The organism is Mycolicibacterium sp. TUM20985, assembly GCF_030295745.1.
In the GTDB taxonomy this organism is placed as follows: Bacteria; Actinomycetota; Actinomycetes; order Mycobacteriales; family Mycobacteriaceae; genus Mycobacterium.
Genome location: NZ_AP027291.1, coordinates 3,480,376 through 3,496,009, shown reverse-complemented (window position 1 = coordinate 3,496,009; position 15,634 = coordinate 3,480,376). Strand labels below are relative to the sequence as shown.

The following is a 15,634-nucleotide window of genomic DNA, read 5'->3' as shown; positions in this document are numbered from 1 at the left end:
CCGGGATAGGTGGACGAATTTCTTCCGCTTACCGTAACGTAACTAAGCGGACGAAATTCGTCCACTCGATCGGAGGGATGCAGCCGTGGGTGCCAGCGTGTTGATCTCGGGTGCCGGCATAGCGGGATCCACTCTGGCGTATTGGCTTGCACGGAAAGCGTTCACGGTCACGTTGGTCGAGCACGCCGCCGGGCAGCGTTCGAGTGGTCATCCGGTCGACGTCAAAGGACCAGCAGCCGACGTGGTCGAGCAAATGGGGATCATGCCGGAGCTACGTGCCGCGGCTACGCAGGTGAACCGGCTCGCTTTCGTCGATGCCGACGGGCGCGAGCGAGGCGGGTTCAACATGAGGACCTTTCAGGGTTCTGCCGGGGATCGCGAGGTGGAGATCGCGCGCGCCGACCTGGCCGCGATTCTGCTGTCGGCCGCTGGCGCTAACACCGAAATCCGCTGGGGCGACACGATCACCGAGCTGACGCAGACCGGCGACGGGGTTCAGGTCGGCTTCCAGCACGCCGAGCCCGAGCGGTTCGACCTGGTGGTCGGCGCCGACGGGCTGCATTCGACGGTGCGCCGACTTACCTTCGGACCCGAGGCGGACTTCATCCGGCACATGGGCATGTACGTGGCGACCGTAGAGGTGGACCGGCCGATCCGCGACGAACACCAGGTGGTGATGGTCAATACCCCAGGCCGTGCGTTCGTCGTCCATCCGGCATCTGGAACCCCAGGGGCCGCGTTCATGTTCCGGCATCCCGCCGTGCCTGGACTCGATCGTTCCGACCTTGCCTCGCACACCCGAATGGTCACCCAAGCGTTCGCCGGACGGCTCGGCTGTTTCAGCAGATACCTCGACCAGTTGCAGGCGGCGGACGACCTGTACTTCGACTCGGTCAGCCGAGTTCGATTGCCGCACTGGTCGACCGGTCACGTGACATTGCTCGGCGACGCGGCTTCGAGCCTGTCGCTGTTCGGCGACGGATCTACCCTAGCCATCGCTGGAGCCCACACCCTCGCCGAGGAGCTCGCCCGCGCGCCCGCCGACCTGCCCTCCGCAGTGGCCCGCTACGAACAGCGCCACCGCGTACTGGTGAAGAGACGGCAGCGTGGCTTCACCGCATCGGCAATGCTGCTGGTACCCCGATCCCGAGGCAGTATCGTCATCCGTGACAACCTTGCTCGGCTGCTGGGGGGCCGATCTCATGGCTGATGTTTCGCTGGACAACCGAGAGCGCCTTGAACTTTGCGATCTCCTCGACGCGCTCGGTCCTTCCGCTCCCACACTGCTCGATGGCTGGACTGCTCGCGATCTCGCCGCCCACATCGTGCTGCGAGAACGCGATCTCGTTGCCGGCCCTTGCATCGCTCTACCTCGTGCCTTCCAACGATTCGCCGAGGGGCGCAGGGTCAGGCTGGCCGACAGGAAGGACTTCGCGTGGCTCGTCGCGCGGATCCGGGAGGGCCCGCCCGTCGGGTTTTTCCGCATTGGATGGGTCCGCTCATACCCGAATCTGAATGAGTTCTTCGTTCACCACGAGGACGTTCGCAGAGCGAATGGGCATGGGCCCCGCAGCCTCACGCCGGCAATGGATGCTGCCTTGTGGCGAAATGTGCGCCGCGGGAGCCACTACCTGAGTCGGCGGCTCCGCGCTTCTGGGCTCGAGATCGAGTGGGCCGGAACCGACGAGCGGGTGACGGTTCGACCGGTCGAGCCGATGGCTATGCTCAGCGGTCCGCCGGGCGAAACCCTCCTGTACATCTTTGGGCGTCAGTCAGCCGCGCGAGTCGAAGTGAGCGGACTTCCCGAGGCCGTTGCGGCGGTGCGTCGCACGCACTTCGGCATGTAGGTTCATCACCCGCCTCGATCCACAGGTCATGACAACAACTCTGGGTCTGCTACGGGCTTGCGGGCTTGCCGTGTCGACCGTGAGGCCCCTTGCAACCGCGTAGGGCGCTAGAGCCAACCACTCCGGGCCGGAAGCCGGGTTGTTCGGTCCACCTGCTGGCTGCCTCTTCGGGGGTAGCGATGATCTGCACTCCTTTGGGAAGAGACGGGAAACGCGCCGGTGCGAGGCAGGACAGTGCTTACTCAGCCGGCCTCGCACCGGACGGTGACGGCGCAGGGTCAGGCGTCGGCGGGAACCTTGTCCAGGAACCCGAGCACGGTGTGGATCTGGCCAGCTGTGTCGGTGACGGCGACGTCGAACCCTACGATGGGCGCTTCCTGGCCGGCCGGAACAAGTACCCAGCTGAATCGCGCCTGGTCGTGGTGTCCGTCGACCGGGCCAGCTAGGCAAAACACGAATCCGGGGAACTGGCCCTGTACCGCCTCAATGGCGGAGGCGATCGCCTCCCTGCCCTCGGTGACGGCCATCGGGTCGCTATAGCGGGCGTCCGCGCTGTACAGCGCGTCTACAGCGGCCCGGGCGGGCGGCAGCGTCGGTTTCGTTCCAGGCGCCGATGTAGTGCTGCGCCAGATCGTCGAAGTTGGTCATGCGGTGCCCTTCTGGTTGATGGGCCGGTCCGGCGCCGTGTTCGTCTCATCCTCCAGAGCCATGATCGGCAGGTCGATTGCCCGTCAGTTAGTGCGGATGGGAGCTGGCTCGGATGAACGCATCGGCATGTGGCGCGCGGGCGTTCATTGAGGTTCGTGGTGCAGGAGCAGCACTTTCAGCGCTGAGGCGATCGACTCCCGATGCGCTCCGTTGAGAGGCTTCAGGAATACGTCGTTAGCGGCTATCAGCTCCTGAAGCGCCTTCCTAGCGACCCTGGTGCCCTGCGGGGTGAGGCGGACGAGGACCCCCCGCCGGTCGGCCGGATCGGGCAAGCGGCGGATTAGCCCGGATCGTTCGAGGCGGTCGAGTCGCGAGGTCATCGCGCCGGTGGTGATTAGGGAAGCGCGGGCCATCTCCGTGGGCTTGCTGCCGTGCTGGTCACCGACGCGGCGCAACGTGTTCAAGACGTCGAAGTCGGCGACGCTCAGCCCGAACGTGCGTTTCGTCAAGTGATTTGGCCCCATCGTCGTCACGGATTTTGGCCCCACCTCGTTTAGGTGGTTCGTTTGGCGCGGGTGGTCGTCTTGCTGGTGCGAAGTCGGTAGGACTTGGTGCCGGTCTCGATGATGTGGGCGTTGAAGGTGACGCGGTCGACGATGGCGGCGACTAAGCGCGGGTCGGGAAACACGGTGCCCCACTCGCTGAAGGGGAGGTTGGTCGCGATCGCGACCGAGGCCCGTTCTTCTCGTTCGGTGATGATCTGAAACAGCAATTCCGCTCCGCGAGGGTCGATTTGGACGTATCCGAGTTCGTCGAGGCAGAGCAGATCGAGGCGGCCGTAGCGGGCCACGACACGAGACAGAACGCGTTCGTCGGCGGCCTCGACGAGCTCGTTGACCAACTGCGCGGTGGTGACGTAGCGGACCCGGCGGCCTTGTTCGCACGCCGCCAACCCCAACCCGATGAGCAGGTGGGACTTGCCGGTGCCGGAGTCACCGAGCAGGACGACCGGTTCGCCGGCGTCCAGGTAGTGCCCGGCGGCCAGGTGTCCGAGGGTCGCGGGCGCGATGCCGGGTACGGCGTCGATGTTGAACTCCGCCAACCGTTTCAGCCTCGGGAACTTCGCCTCGTTGATGCGTCGGGCACGGCGCCGCTCAGCGCGGTCGTCGACCTCGGCGGCCAACACTTCGGAAAGGTAGCGCAGGTGGGTGTGGCGTTCCCGGTCGGCGATCTCAGCGAGGCGGGTCGCTTCGGTGCGCACTGTCGGCAGGTGCAACTCCCGGGCGGCGGCTCCGATGGAGGCTTGGGCGGCGGCATCGACGGTCGTCGTCTTGGTGGCCGTGGTGGTCATGAGTCGCTTCCGGTGAGCAGATCGTCGTAATCGGCCAGCGAGGGTGGCGGTCGGTCGTAGCGGGCCAGCGCGCCGATCGCGGCGACCGGTGCCATCGGGGCCATGTCGCGGCGGGCATCGATGATCACCGTCTCGGGGTCCAGGCATCCCGAGGTGACCGCCCGATCCATCGCGGCGATGAGTGCGGCGGCTGACATGGTGCGATGCGCCAGCAGGACAGCGATCAGGGCGCGAGTTCCCTTGGCGTCGCCGCGAGCGGATCGGGCTGCATCCCAGTACCTTTGATGCGATTGCGTGAACACCCCGCGGGCCTTGGCCTGGGCCAGTGCCGTCGCGCCGGGTAGCGCCCCGGGTTTGGTCTTCAGGACCTCGAGGTAATGATCCAGGCACAGCACCTCGACGTAACGTCCGACCGCACGTTCATGAGAGGCCACCAGTCGGGGCCCGTCGTAGACCTCGACGGTCCGGGCCGCCAACCGCACCGGGAGGCGTCGCCCGGCGTAACGGGCCGGGACGGAGTAAAAACATTGCCGCACAGACACTCTGGCCCTATTGTCGACCCGCGCCTGCAGTAACCGGGCGCAGTCGAACGCCTCAGCAGGCAATCCCATCAACGTGGGCGCCTCGATGACGAACGCGCCCCCGATGGTAACCGGGCGGCCGGTGATCACCCGGTCGTCGTCGACCAGGTCGGCGGCGCCGATCAGCTCGTTGAGCTCGGCCAGGGAGCCGACCCTGGGGACCGGGACGAGGTGACGCCGCCGGAAACGGCCAATCTCACCCTCCACGCCGCCCTTCTCATGCGCCCCGTCGATCCCGGGGCGGCAGAAGAACGAGTCGAACCCATAATGGCTGCGTAGTGCGGTAAACCGTTCGGACTCAGTGCGGTCGCGCCCCTTGAGGACCCGGATCACCGCGGGTTTGAGGTTGTCATACCGGATCCGCCCCGGCACACCACCGAAGTACTCGAAGGCCAGCACGTGACCCTCCAGGAACGCTTCCTGAGCTTGGGTGGCGAACGCGACGTGAAACGCTTTGCCCGAGTGCGACAGTCGCATCACGAACATCCAACACTTCACCACCAGCCCGGCGACGGTGGCGTAGAACTCGCCGAAGTCGACCTCGGCCTCAGCGCCAGCCAGATGCGCCTGCGGGATCGACACCTCCCGGGTCTCCAACCCGAGCTCGACACGCCGTCTTGCGACATGACGCGACACCGTGACCTCCGAGCAGGTGGCCTGATGCTCGGCGACCAAGCGCTGCCAGATCCGCCGCGCGGTGTGCCGTTGCTTGCGCGGAGCATCGACATCGGCCAGCAGCCAGGCGTCGATCACCGCGACCCACTCCTCGACCGCCGGGCGGGGCCGCGCCGGATAGACCTTGCGCGGCGGCGGAACCGCATCCTCAAGAGCTTGACGGACCGTCCGGCGATGTGTGCCATGACGATTCGCCAACTCACGGACCGACAAGTCCTCGAGCCGCCGGTCTCTTCTGATCTGCTCGAACAGTTCCACGCGTGACCGCATCCTGACCGACCTCCCTGACGACCGTCAGGAAAGACGGGCGACAAGAACGATCTGAACGAGGGTGGGGCCAACATTGGTGACGACACACCGCGCCCCACCCAGCCGGAATGCTCACCACCCCGCCGGGGCCAAAATTCGTGAAGAACGACGACCGAAGTGGGGCCAAGTCAGGTGACCACACTCACGAACGGCTCGAGGGCCGCGATGACGGCACGTTCGTAGTAGCTCGCGCACAGAAGGAGGCGGCCAGTGACCTCAATCGAGCTGGAATCCAGCCGCGGGTCAGCACTCTGCCAAGCCTGCACGATGCGGTCGACTGAGTCACTGTCCACGTCCAGAAGTTTAGCTTGACATCAAGGAACCACTCGGTAGCGTGGCGTTAAGTTACTTGATGTCAAGCGATATTTGTCAGCAATGTAGCCAAACCAGCCTGCCCGATAGGACTCCCATGTTCGCTGCCTACATTGCAGTCACTGGCGTGGCCGCGATTGCCTTCGCTGCCGCGTCCGTCTTGAACTTCACCCACAACAAATCGGTAACTGAGACCGCCGAGCGGCTTGGCGTGCCCGTGACATGGCAGGTCCCGCTGGGCTTTCTGCTGGCCGCAGGCTCACTCGGGCTGATCACCGGCTTCGCCGTGCCAGCGCTCGGGACCGCCGCAGCATGCGGCCTTGTCTTGTACTTTCTGTGCGCAGCAGGCGCGCACATCCGGGCACGCGACACCCGACTCCCGAGCTGGATCAACTGGTTCACATTCTTTTCTCTGGCGGTCGCCGCGCTGGTAGTCGGACTGGTCTACCCCGGCCGAATGTGACGGGTGGCGTGACGTTCTCGGTGTTCGACTACTCCGCCCATGGTCATATTAGACCGTTTCGTCTATTATCTATCCCATGCCGAGGCCTGCGCTTCACTCCACCGATGGTCTACTCGACGTCGCGCGGGAGATGGTGCTGACCGGCGGTGCGCGGTCGGTCAGGATTGATCGAATCGTTTCGGCCAGCGGCGCGCCAAAGGGATCGATCTATCATCGATTTCCCACGGTGGATGATCTGTTAGCCGCGATGTGGGTACGGGCCGTGCGGCGTTCGCAGGCCGAGTTTCTCGAAGCGTTGCGCGCCGAAGAAGACCCTGTGCAGGATGCGGTCGCTGCTGGCTTTGCTCTCTTTGATTTCGCCCGCCGGAATCGTCCCGACGCGCGATTGTTGGCGTCATTACGCGGTGAGGACCTCGTCGCAACGACGGCCGACGCAAAAATGGTCACAGAGTTGAACGAGATCAACAAGCCGCTGAAAGCGGGGCTCGGCGCGCTGGCATGCCGCCTCTACGGACGGGCCACCCGAACGACCGTTGAGTGGACGACGTGTGCGGTCGTGGACTTGCCGATGGGCGCCATGCGCCGACATCTGATCATGGGTCGCCCCGTCCCCACGTCGGTGCGATCCCAGCTCGAATCGGCGATCCCCGCCGCGCTGCGAAGCGTCCTGACCCAAACCCACATAGGAGGCCTCTCGTGACCGGTGCGGTGAAGGTGGTTCGCCGGCTGTTTGATGCCGTCGAGCGACGTGATGCAGAGGCAGTGTTGGCCTGTTACGCCGCGGACGTCGAAATATGTGAGGCGGCGGTGCTGCCCTACGGGGGCACCTGGCGCGGCCACGACGGTGCTCTGGCGCACGCGCAAGCGTTTCTTGCCGCGTGGGACCCCTTCCAGGGCTCGGCCGAGATCAAGCTGGATCCCCAGTTCTGGGGTGACGACTCCGGCCGGGTGTGCGTGCTATTCCGCCACCGCGCTGTGAACCCCAGAAGAGGGACGCGTCTGGATGCCCCGGAGGTGAGCATCTATCAGGTCTACGGCGGGAAGGTGGTGCGATCGCAGATGTTTCACGCCGACTCCGCTGCGGTTGCCCAGTTCCTTGCCGACGCGCATCCTGACGCCACCACAACCGAAAGGGCGCAGTCGTGAATATCCACCCCCAGCGATTGGGCTCGCCGAGCGGCATCTTGCTCACGCTGTTCTGGGCGCCGATGGCCATTGTGCTCCGCCGGATCCCGGACCTGCACTCGGTGGCCGAGGTGGAGTCGTTCTGGGGGGTATAACACCGTTCTGATGCAGGCGGTGGTCCGGTCAGTGGGCGTGGGCTTCCTTCTTCTGCCGGTCTTCTCGGCGCTCTGGTCACGCACACCGGTGTCGACGATGACTTGATGGTCCACATGCGGACCGCTCACGGCTGAACATCCTCGACGGCATTGGGGGTGCTGGGCGAGCAGTTGCTTTGGTATGCGCGGCATTCCAGAGCAGGATCTCGATAGCACCAAGACCACGAGGTCAGCACGACCCGGAATTCGTGTGGTCGACTTTGAAACGACCATCGACATGGGACGGCCGAGGGCGCCAAGGAGGTAGAGCCGCTCAGCCACTGGGCCATAGTCACTGCGAATGGTGACTGCGGAGCGGCCTAGAGCCATTGCAGCCCATACCCGAAATAGATTGCTGCGGAGTCGTTCTCAGTTGTCGGCGGTTGTGTTGGTGTGCGATTTTCCCGGTTCTTAGGCGATACCGCCGCAGAAGTCAAGAGGCCGATCGCCGTGCTTACGACGCCGTTGCCCGTTACGAAATCACTCAGCCATGGTGTCCACCTCGTAGTGCCGACCGAACCATCGATCGCGGCTGTCGCTTGCCAGGGTGATGGGACCACCTGATTGCCAGGAGGATGGGACCACCGTGGCGCGTTATTGAGGATGCTCGGCGGGGTGGTCTGGGTCAAGCTGGCCGGGCCGGGCGCGTTGGCGGTAGGACGGTCCTTCGATGACCAGGGTGTGGGCCGCCGCGGTCAGTCGGTCGATGGCTGATTGAGCCAATAGCGTGTCGGCGGTCATGGTCAGCCATTCGGCGGGTTCCCGGTTGGAGGTCACGATGGTGGTCTTGGTGCGGTGACGTTCGACGACGATTTCGTAGAAGTCGCTGGTTTCGGTGGCATCGAGCGAGCGCAGCGCGAAGTCGTCGATGATGAGGACGTCAATCGCGGCCAGGCGGCGGATCTCGGTGTCGACGGTGTGGTCGAGTCGGGCTGCGCGTAGCCGGGTGAACAGTTTGTCGGCGCGACCGAATATGACGGTGTGCCGTCGGCGAATAGCCATGTGCCCCAACGCTGTTGCCAAATGCGTCTTGCCTACTCCGACGGGCCCGAGGACGATCGCGGACTGGCCGGCGTCGAGGAACCGCAGCGAGGTCAGATCCCCGAGCAGGGTGCGGTCATAGCGGAGGTCCTCTTGTGCGGTCCAGGTGTCGAAACGCATGCTCGGGTCGAGTCCGGCTTTGGTCGCCCGTAAGGCGGCTGAGCGGGATTCGCGTCGGGATACCTCATCAGCCAGCAGAGTTTCGAGGAACCCGATGTGGCTGAGTTTGTGTTGGCGGGCCAGGGCGGCACGTTCGGGCAGGGTGTCGGCCAACGCGCCGAGTTTGAGTGCTTTGAGCAGTCGGAGCAGATCAGCGCCGACCGGGTCGGCGGCTGCGCGGTTGGTCGTGGTCATGTCAGCGGGTCTCCTCGGGTTGCGCATCGGCCACGACGGTCAATGATGCTGGGGTGTTGGTGAATTCGGATGGATCACGCGAGAACCGGGTAGCTGACTGCCCGACCGCCCGGGGCAATGCCGGAGTGGTGGTTTCGGTGGCGCGTTCCAGCATGGAAGCGATCTTGTTGACCGAGACGACGTCGAGGTCCAACGCGAGTGAACATGCTCGATCGACGCGCTCAGCGCCGTAACGGCGCACCAGACCCTGGAGCCGGTAGACGGTCCGCATCCGGGTCCAGGGCAGCGGGTCATCGAGGATGCGTTCGGCGTAGATCCCGACATTCGGCCCGTGGCTGGCACACGCCGCGATCAACGCCGCCAAGTCCCGCAGCGCATAGCTGGCCTTGTGCTCAGGCAGATCATTGCGGTCGGTGCTGCGCCCACCTGCCGGTTGGCGGGGATGGACCTTCACCAGCGTGCCGCGGTGATAGAACTTCACCAGCTCGCTATCGGCGCGCACGTCCACCGTGGTGCCGATCCACTGCTCGGGCAACGAGTACAGGGCTTTGCCGACCTCGGCGTGGAAGTCGCGGTGCACCTTGACCGCCTTGAACACCGGCACGTCGTAGGCCCCCGGCACCGGCAGCAGGAGTCGCTGTTCTTCGGCGGTGAACACCTCCACCGGCCGTGCGCAGGTGGTGCCGTGGATGCGCATACCGGCCGTCCGCTCACACCACGCGGTCGCCGCCTGCTGCGCCTGCTCGAGACTGGTGAATGTTTCACCGTCCCAGAAGTTTCCACGCACATACTGCACCGTGCGTTCGACCCGCGGCTTGTCCTTGGGCGAGCGCACCCGGGCCGGGTCGGTGAGGAACCCGCCATGACCGGCGTAATCGAGCCAGCCCGCGGTGAACCGGGGGTTGACCGCATCGGCAGCGGCGATCACCGGTTTCAAGTTATCCGGGATCAGCACCGCGAAGACGCCGCCGAAGAACTCCCACGCCGCCTGAGCGCCAGCGATCACCGCCGCCAAGGTCTGCGAATACGACAACCACACGAACATGTGCCGGCTGTAGACGGCGGTGAAGATCAACGCGTGCACCTTGCGGCGACGACCATCACCGGTGTCGGTGAGCATCCCCAGGTAGCCGAAATCGATCTGGCATTCCACCCCCGGGTCGCCGTCGGCGACTCGCACCGTGGTGTCCTTACGTCCGAAACCGCAACGTTCACTGGCGAATCGGTTCAACGTCCGATACGGAACCACACACCCTCGGCGGTCCAACAGCGTCGCGATCTTGGTGATCGTCAACGGCCGCGCCTCGCCCTCGCCGGCCACCCACGCGGTGATCTGCTCCTCGAATTCGAGCAGCCGATCCCAGGCCGCGCCGTGACCATCGGGGCGCACCGGGCGGACCGCTTCGGCGACCGCACCGATCAACCCGTCATCGAGCGCGCTGACATCGTCGTCTCGGCGCAGCCCCGCTGCCTGGGCGGCCTCCACGTAGCGGCGCACCGTTTTGCGGTCCACACCGCAATGCGCGGCGATCCTGCGGTACCCCGGCGCCGGTAACCCCACCACCCCGAGCCACACCCGCAGCACTTCCCTGATCTCGTTCACACTGACCTCCCGAAAAGCCATGCCCGTGCCTCCGTGACTTGAACTGTCACGGCGATCGAACGGGCAAACGAAGAGACCACCGACGCGGCGCGCCGGTGGTCCCATAACTGGCAATCCAGGTGGTCCCATCCCACTGGCAAAATCAGGTCACAGTGGTCCCATGCTCATGGCAAACGACACGCGGCGTACGGGCCAGCGCGTGTTTGTCACGTTTCTCGGGCCTACTCCGTCCTATCCGTGACAGATCACGACGGCACGAGTATGTCCGACCTTGATGAGGAGACACGATGAACACCACGCTGTGGGTGCTTCAGGCAATACTGGCCGCAATTTTCGTCATGTCGGGAACGGCGAAGTCGTTCATGACAAAGCAGCGCATGCTGCAGACCGGACAAACGGGCGTCGCGCCATTTCCGTTGTGGATCATCAGAATTGTGGCTGTGCTGGAAATCGTCGGCGCGCTCGGTCTGATTCTGCCCTGGCTCACTGAAAACGCTCGTGTCCTCACTCCGCTGGCAGCGACGGGCTTGGCCCTCGTCATGGTGGGTGCCGCTGTCTCGCACTGGAGTCTGCGCGAGTTCAAACAGGTATTCGGGGTGAACCTCGTCCTGTTCGCCATGCTGACCATTGTAGTCATCGGGCGATACTCCGAGTTGTGACGTCCACGGGCGCGATCGCCAGCCGTGACCACCAGGAAGGCCGCATCTCAAAGGCGGTTCTCGAGTCAAGCAATTCGGCCGCTGCTCACACGCCCGGCCACACGTTCGAGCTCACGTGACCGTTTGCGGTCACCGGTATTGCGTTGCGCGGCTGGCGGATCAGTGGTCGTCGACGTCGCTGAGCGCACCCGGAAGCGGTCAGTGTGAGGCCGGTGTCGGCGCGCGACGACGATCCGGTCAACTGGATGGAGCACGTCACCGACGAGCAGTACTTCGGCTGACACGGCGGGTCGCTGCGTCAGGCCGTCCGTGCCGGGAACGCCGACCGGCGCGCGCAGAGCGCGAAGATCAGGGCGCCGAACGCGAGCGCGACCATGACCGCTGGCAGGCTGATTCCGCTGAAGTGGGTGACCAGCAGGCCGCCCGAGACGCCGCCGGCGAAGATGGCGAGGTTGAAGGACACGCCGATCAATGAGTTTGCGACGTCGGCGTTTTCACCGCTGGCGATGGCCATCGCCGTCTGCAATTGCGTGGCCGCCCCACCGAAGGCCACTCCCCAGACCACGATGGCGACGATGACCGCCGCGAGGGATTGATGCGCCACGATGAAGACGACGCCGGCCAGGATGAACGACCCAATGCTGACAAGCACCAGGATGCGGAGCGCGCGGTCGATCAGGGCGCCGGTGATCCAGACCCCGACGATTGCGGCGACGCCGAAGGTGACCAGCGCGGCTTGTGTCGACAGTCCGACGTCGGCGAACCTCAGGTAGTACGCGATGTAGGTGTAGAAGGTGTTGTGGGCCAACATCCACGTGAGGATCACGATCAGGATCAGGCCGACGCCGGGTATCGCGAACACCTTCAGCACGGGGATCCGTGACGCGGCGCGTTGTCCGGGTGCATCGGGTACGACGACGAGCGTGAGCAGGATGGTGACGGTCGTCAGAATCGCCAGTCCCACGAAGGCGTATCTCCATCCCAACGTGGATCCGAGCCATGACCCGAACGGCGTCCCGAGCGCCAGACCGGCCGGCACGCCGATCGACGCCACGGCCAGCGCCCGTCCGGCGTGCTGGGGTGGACTGATGCGTCGCGCGTAGCCCGCGAGCAGGCCCCAGAGCAGACCGGAGCATGCGCCCGCGAGCATGCGCACCCCGAGGGTCAGGACGATGTCGGAGGAGACGGTGGTGATCGCATTGGCTGCCAGGATGCCGAGAAGGCCAACGAGCGCAACGGGTTTGCGCCGAAGGCCCCTGGTGAAAGCGGTCGCCGGAATGGCCGCGAGCACGGTGCCCAGCGCGTAGGCGCTGACGAACTGACCCGCCGTGGCTTCGGAGACGCCCATGCCGGACGCAATCTGCGGAAGCAACCCCGCGGGCATGGTTTCCGATGCGATGAGGACGAACCCCATCAGCGCCATTACCAGCAATGCGGCCGTCGGCAGGCGGTCGTGGTCGGTTCGTACGGATGGGGCGGGGTCGTGCGCCGTCGAGGTTCTCATGGGACTCCTGAATCGGTGGTCCGCCCATAGGAGGCGGAGAGCGGGCGCGACGACGGGCTGCGATGCCGTCTCGGGTCGTTGTCGCAAAAGGTGCTGTCACTCAGTCAAGTCGACCTCGACGGGCCGGGGGAGTGCCCACCGTGACGCGTACCGCCAGTACACGTGTGGCGCAGAACACACCCTCCTGGCACGCCGCCACGGCAGTTCGGCGACGAATAGCCATCATGGGAAACAGCGACGTGGCGCGAGACGCGAAGGCCACACCAGGACCCGTTGCCGGGGAGGCTCTGAAGGACGCCGCTCGATGGCCGGGCTACGGGCTCATCGCGATCGGCCTCGTGGCCATGGCGTTGAGCCTGGCCGGATTCGCGGTCGGCCGTGATCCATTGGCCACCATTGGCGCCGTGGTCGCGGCGGTGGCGCTCGTTGCCGGGGTGACCTGGCAGTTCGTCGAGCATCGGCGTCTGCGAACCCGCCATGGGTCGGGCACCCCCGAGCGCCCAGAGGACGCGGCTCCGCTGAGCTAGCATGGCCTGGCCTGGCCTGACCGTCGAATGTCGAACGGCAGGAGGGGGATTGACCCCGCTCCTGCCGTCCGACGCGAACCCCTACGCGAGGTTCTTCGTGAAGAATTCGTTCAGCTGGTCGAAGGGAATCATCTCGACCCGGTCGTAGAGGTCCACGTGGCCGGCCCCCGGAACGATGACGAGCTCCTTGGGCTCGGCCGCACGGTTGAAGGCGTCCTCACTGAAGTACCGCGAGTGGGCATTCTCGCCCGCAATGAACAGCAGCGGTCGTGGTGAGATCGCCGCGATCTGCGCGAGCGGGTAGTAGGCCTGCATCGCGGCGTTGCTGGTGAAGCTGAATTCCGTCGTCGAGCGCGGGTGCTGACCGCGAGGAGTGCGGTAGTAGTCGAAGAACTCGCGTTCCACCGCGGTTGAGTCTGCGGTCAGTTCGTACGGAGTACCCGGCACCATGCGCCGCTCGCCGCCGTCGAGCTCGGCCCACCGTTCCTGGCCGACCTGTTGCAGACCCTGCTTGCGCTGATCCTCGGGGACGGCGTTGTTCAAACCCTCGCGCATCGCACGGCCCATGTCGTACATGCTGACCGTGGCCAGTGCACGGATGCGCGGATCGACGGCGGCGGCACTCAGCGAGAAACTGCCGCTTCCGCACACCCCGATCACGCCGATTCGGTCGCGATCGACCAGCGGATTGGTTCCGAGGTGATCGACGGCGGCGCTGAAGTCTTCGGTGAACGCTTCGGGCGAGGCGATGTTGCGCGGTGATCCGCCACTCTCTCCGCCGTAGGAGGCGTCGTAGGCCAGTGCGACGAAACCACGCTCGGCCATCTGCTGGGCGTACAGGCCAGAGGACTGCTCCTTCACACCCCCGGACGGATGGCCCACGGTGATCGCCGGATGCCGCACCGACCTGTCGATGTCCTTGGGCACGTAGAGATCTCCGACCACGTTGATGCCGAGACGGTTGCCGAAGTTCACCCGTTCGACGTCCACCAGAGCGCTCTGCGGGAATGTCTTGTCCCACGCCTCGTTGGTGGCAGCGGCTTGTGCACCGCTCTGCGTTCCCTCGCCCGCGGAGGAGGCACAACCGCTGAGGGTCAATGCGCCAACTGCCACGAGTGCCGCTCCAAGGAAGGGCCTCATCCCGCGCCGCCTCGTCGTGCCGGATTCGCACGTCCGTACATCCGTCATCTGTCGTCTCCATCTTCGTGGCGCGAACTGTGTTGCCGCGCAGCGGTTGATGTACACAGTCAAGCGGCGGCGACCGTCGTCAGGGAGTCACTGTCGGTACACCCATGGCGAGTACACGATCGGTCAGTCGGCCTCCAGGTAAGTCGTCCTTCAGTGTGAGAAGTGATGCACTGAAGTGACGTGTACTGATAGGGCATCCCTGGACAGGCCAAGTGGTCGTACCGTTGGGTTCGTGGACAACCGTGCCGAAGTCCGCGAGTTCCTGACATCGCGGCGAGCCAAGATCACCCCTCAGGAGGCCGGCCTTCCCGTCACTGGTACGCGGCGCGTTCCCGGATTGCGTCGCAGCGAGGTGGCTGCGTTGGCTGAGGTCAGCGTGGAGTACTACGCCAAGCTGGAACGCGGCACCATCGGCGGGGTTTCGGCATCGGATCTCGATTCGCTCGCGCGTGCGCTGCAACTCGACGACGCCGAACGAGCCCACCTGTTCCACCTCGCGCATGCCGCAGACGGCACCAGCGCGGGCATGCGTCCCCGTCGGCGCCCCAGCGCACGATGGACGCCGCGGCCGGCGTTGCAATGGGTGCTCGAGGGCATTCAACCGCCAGCAATCATTCGCAACGCGCGAATGGATCTCCTGGCGTGCAATCAGCTCGGCCGGGCCATGCACGCCTCCGTGTACGACAGCCGATTTGCTGCCGATCCTCCCAACTTCGCCCACTACACATTCCTCGACGAGGACTCCCGGCGGTTCTACCCCGACTGGGACACCGCCGCGGACACCTGCGTGTCGATCATTCGCACCGAGGCCGGCCGCGACCCCCACGACAAGGCCCTGCACGATCTGGTCGGCGAACTGTCGACGCGCAGCACGGAGTTCCGTCGCCGCTGGAGTTCACACGACGTCCGGCTGCACGGGGCGGGTACGAAGCACTTCCATCACAGCGTCGTCGGCAACCTCGAACTCGCTTACGAGAGTGTCGACATGATCTCCGACCCGGGTCTGACGATGACGATCTACGTCGCCGAGCCTTCGTCCCCGACGGCGCACGCCCTCGCCCTGCTCGGGTCGTGGGATGGCGCCACCACCCCACGCGTCACGACCTAGCCGGCTGCGTCGACGAAGGCGAGCACCATGCGCAACCCTTGCCTCACCACCGTGTTGACACTTCTGGTCGTCGCCACTGCGTGTTCGAGACCCGACACCGCGTCCACCTCGGCCGCAGTCGAGTCACCCGCTGCGAGCGCCATCC

At 65.3% G+C, this 15,634-nt stretch carries 20 protein-coding genes; 10 read left to right on the top strand and 10 right to left on the bottom strand.

The features are described from left to right. The first annotated feature begins 85 nt into the window (after positions 1–85). Positions 86–1,210 carry an FAD-dependent monooxygenase gene (locus tag QUE68_RS17110; RefSeq protein ID WP_286274182.1) on the top strand — a complete coding sequence of 375 codons (1,125 nt, stop codon included), beginning with the start codon at positions 86–88 and terminating at the stop codon, positions 1,208–1,210. After that, a complete protein-coding gene (locus QUE68_RS17105) occupies positions 1,203–1,847 on the top strand; it encodes a TIGR03085 family metal-binding protein (protein WP_284231007.1) in 645 nt (214 codons plus the stop codon). Before QUE68_RS17110 ends, QUE68_RS17105 begins: the two co-directional genes overlap by 8 nt. A 278-nt stretch (positions 1,848–2,125) precedes the next feature. Here QUE68_RS17105 and QUE68_RS17100 read toward each other — a convergent pair whose 3' ends face one another. Next, complete coding sequence (locus tag QUE68_RS17100) at positions 2,126–2,374, bottom strand: hypothetical protein (protein ID WP_353507010.1); 249 nt, start codon at positions 2,372–2,374, stop codon at positions 2,126–2,128. Between the two features lie 91 nt (positions 2,375–2,465). Between QUE68_RS17100 and QUE68_RS17095 the strand changes: the two genes are divergently transcribed. Continuing rightward, complete coding sequence (locus tag QUE68_RS17095) at positions 2,466–2,645, top strand: hypothetical protein (protein ID WP_286275990.1); 180 nt, start codon at positions 2,466–2,468, stop codon at positions 2,643–2,645. Here the strand turns inward: QUE68_RS17095 and QUE68_RS17090 are convergent. From QUE68_RS17090 to QUE68_RS17075, 4 genes are all read right to left on the bottom strand, one after another. Then, a complete protein-coding gene (locus tag QUE68_RS17090; RefSeq protein ID WP_286274181.1) occupies positions 2,639–3,004 on the bottom strand; it encodes a MarR family winged helix-turn-helix transcriptional regulator in 366 nt (121 codons plus the stop codon). The two genes, QUE68_RS17095 and QUE68_RS17090, sit on opposite strands and share 7 nt — an antisense overlap. Before the next feature lie 44 nt (positions 3,005–3,048). Further along, positions 3,049–3,846: an IS21-like element helper ATPase IstB gene (gene istB / locus QUE68_RS17085; protein ID WP_286274180.1), complete on the bottom strand. Its 798-nt coding sequence runs from the start codon at positions 3,844–3,846 to the stop codon at positions 3,049–3,051. After that, positions 3,843–5,372, bottom strand: a complete 1,530-nt coding sequence (gene istA, locus QUE68_RS17080) for an IS21 family transposase (protein ID WP_286274179.1) — start codon at positions 5,370–5,372, stop codon at positions 3,843–3,845. Before istA (QUE68_RS17080) ends, istB (QUE68_RS17085) begins: the two co-directional genes overlap by 4 nt. A gap of 167 nt (positions 5,373–5,539) precedes the next feature. Further along, on the bottom strand, positions 5,540–5,704 hold the full coding sequence (locus QUE68_RS17075; RefSeq protein ID WP_286274178.1) for a hypothetical protein: 165 nt from the start codon (positions 5,702–5,704) through the stop codon (positions 5,540–5,542). A gap of 116 nt (positions 5,705–5,820) precedes the next feature. Between QUE68_RS17075 and QUE68_RS17070 the strand changes: the two genes are divergently transcribed. From QUE68_RS17070 to QUE68_RS17055, 4 genes are all read left to right on the top strand, one after another. Next, positions 5,821–6,186, top strand: a complete 366-nt coding sequence (locus tag QUE68_RS17070) for a DoxX family protein (RefSeq protein WP_284227274.1) — start codon at positions 5,821–5,823, stop codon at positions 6,184–6,186. A gap of 76 nt (positions 6,187–6,262) precedes the next feature. Then, positions 6,263–6,886, top strand: coding sequence for a TetR/AcrR family transcriptional regulator (locus QUE68_RS17065; RefSeq protein WP_286274177.1), 624 nt, complete (start codon positions 6,263–6,265; stop codon positions 6,884–6,886). Next, positions 6,883–7,332, top strand: coding sequence for a nuclear transport factor 2 family protein (locus tag QUE68_RS17060; RefSeq protein WP_286274176.1), 450 nt, complete (start codon positions 6,883–6,885; stop codon positions 7,330–7,332). The genes QUE68_RS17065 and QUE68_RS17060 overlap by 4 nt, the downstream gene beginning before the upstream one ends. Beyond that, entirely contained in the window at positions 7,329–7,466 is a 138-nt protein-coding gene (locus QUE68_RS17055; RefSeq protein ID WP_284227270.1) for a hypothetical protein, read from the top strand. Before QUE68_RS17060 ends, QUE68_RS17055 begins: the two co-directional genes overlap by 4 nt. 633 nt (positions 7,467–8,099) lie before the next feature. Here the strand turns inward: QUE68_RS17055 and istB (QUE68_RS17050) are convergent. Both istB (QUE68_RS17050) and istA (QUE68_RS17045) read right to left on the bottom strand, forming a co-directional pair. Beyond that, positions 8,100–8,900, bottom strand: coding sequence for an IS21-like element helper ATPase IstB (gene istB / locus QUE68_RS17050; RefSeq protein ID WP_284226300.1), 801 nt, complete (start codon positions 8,898–8,900; stop codon positions 8,100–8,102). A gap of 1 nt (position 8,901) precedes the next feature. Then, complete coding sequence (istA, locus tag QUE68_RS17045) at positions 8,902–10,524, bottom strand: IS21 family transposase (RefSeq protein WP_284226301.1); 1,623 nt, start codon at positions 10,522–10,524, stop codon at positions 8,902–8,904. Between the two features lie 266 nt (positions 10,525–10,790). On the opposite strand from istA (QUE68_RS17045), the gene QUE68_RS17040 reads away from it, so the two are divergent. Further along, positions 10,791–11,162, top strand: coding sequence for a DoxX family protein (locus QUE68_RS17040; RefSeq protein ID WP_284227268.1), 372 nt, complete (start codon positions 10,791–10,793; stop codon positions 11,160–11,162). A 298-nt stretch (positions 11,163–11,460) separates the two neighbouring features. Here the strand turns inward: QUE68_RS17040 and QUE68_RS17035 are convergent, their stop codons facing one another. Further along, entirely contained in the window at positions 11,461–12,666 is a 1,206-nt protein-coding gene (locus QUE68_RS17035; RefSeq protein WP_286274175.1) for an MFS transporter, read from the bottom strand. 224 nt (positions 12,667–12,890) lie between these two features. Here QUE68_RS17035 and QUE68_RS17030 point away from each other — a divergent pair, with 224 nt between their 5' ends. Then, on the top strand, positions 12,891–13,193 hold the full coding sequence (locus tag QUE68_RS17030) for a hypothetical protein (protein ID WP_284227263.1): 303 nt from the start codon (positions 12,891–12,893) through the stop codon (positions 13,191–13,193). An 81-nt stretch (positions 13,194–13,274) separates the two neighbouring features. On the opposite strand, the gene QUE68_RS17025 is transcribed toward QUE68_RS17030, so the two are convergent. Beyond that, positions 13,275–14,306 carry an alpha/beta hydrolase gene (locus QUE68_RS17025; RefSeq protein ID WP_286274174.1) on the bottom strand — a complete coding sequence of 344 codons (1,032 nt, stop codon included), beginning with the start codon at positions 14,304–14,306 and terminating at the stop codon, positions 13,275–13,277. 307 nt (positions 14,307–14,613) lie between these two features. Between QUE68_RS17025 and QUE68_RS17020 the strand changes: the two genes are divergently transcribed. Beyond that, positions 14,614–15,489 (top strand): helix-turn-helix transcriptional regulator, encoded by an 876-nt coding sequence (locus tag QUE68_RS17020; RefSeq protein WP_284235737.1) that lies wholly within the window; start codon positions 14,614–14,616, stop codon positions 15,487–15,489. Here QUE68_RS17020 and QUE68_RS17015 read toward each other — a convergent pair. Continuing rightward, positions 15,486–15,632, bottom strand: coding sequence for a hypothetical protein (locus tag QUE68_RS17015; RefSeq protein WP_286274173.1), 147 nt, complete (start codon positions 15,630–15,632; stop codon positions 15,486–15,488). The two genes, QUE68_RS17020 and QUE68_RS17015, sit on opposite strands and share 4 nt — an antisense overlap. Between the last annotated feature and the right edge of the window lie 2 nt (positions 15,633–15,634).

Bases quoted from the DNA above. Each gene is read 5' to 3' on its own strand.
- QUE68_RS17105 (WP_284231007.1), top strand. From the start codon at position 1,203: ATGGCTGATGTTTCGCTGGACAACCGAGAGCGCCTTGAACTTTGCGAT.
- QUE68_RS17100 (WP_353507010.1), bottom strand. From the start codon at position 2,374: ATGGCCGTCACCGAGGGCAGGGAGGCGATCGCCTCCGCCATTGAGGCG.
- istB (WP_286274180.1), bottom strand. From the start codon at position 3,846: ATGACCACCACGGCCACCAAGACGACGACCGTCGATGCCGCCGCCCAA.
- istA (WP_286274179.1), bottom strand. From the start codon at position 5,372: ATGCGGTCACGCGTGGAACTGTTCGAGCAGATCAGAAGAGACCGGCGG.
- QUE68_RS17070 (WP_284227274.1), top strand. From the start codon at position 5,821: ATGTTCGCTGCCTACATTGCAGTCACTGGCGTGGCCGCGATTGCCTTC.
- QUE68_RS17065 (WP_286274177.1), top strand. From the start codon at position 6,263: ATGCCGAGGCCTGCGCTTCACTCCACCGATGGTCTACTCGACGTCGCG.
- istB (WP_284226300.1), bottom strand. From the start codon at position 8,900: ATGACCACGACCAACCGCGCAGCCGCCGACCCGGTCGGCGCTGATCTG.
- istA (WP_284226301.1), bottom strand. From the start codon at position 10,524: ATGGCTTTTCGGGAGGTCAGTGTGAACGAGATCAGGGAAGTGCTGCGG.
- QUE68_RS17040 (WP_284227268.1), top strand. From the start codon at position 10,791: ATGAACACCACGCTGTGGGTGCTTCAGGCAATACTGGCCGCAATTTTC.
- QUE68_RS17035 (WP_286274175.1), bottom strand. From the start codon at position 12,666: ATGAGAACCTCGACGGCGCACGACCCCGCCCCATCCGTACGAACCGAC.
- QUE68_RS17030 (WP_284227263.1), top strand. From the start codon at position 12,891: ATGGGAAACAGCGACGTGGCGCGAGACGCGAAGGCCACACCAGGACCC.
- QUE68_RS17015 (WP_286274173.1), bottom strand. From the start codon at position 15,632: ATGGCGCTCGCAGCGGGTGACTCGACTGCGGCCGAGGTGGACGCGGTG.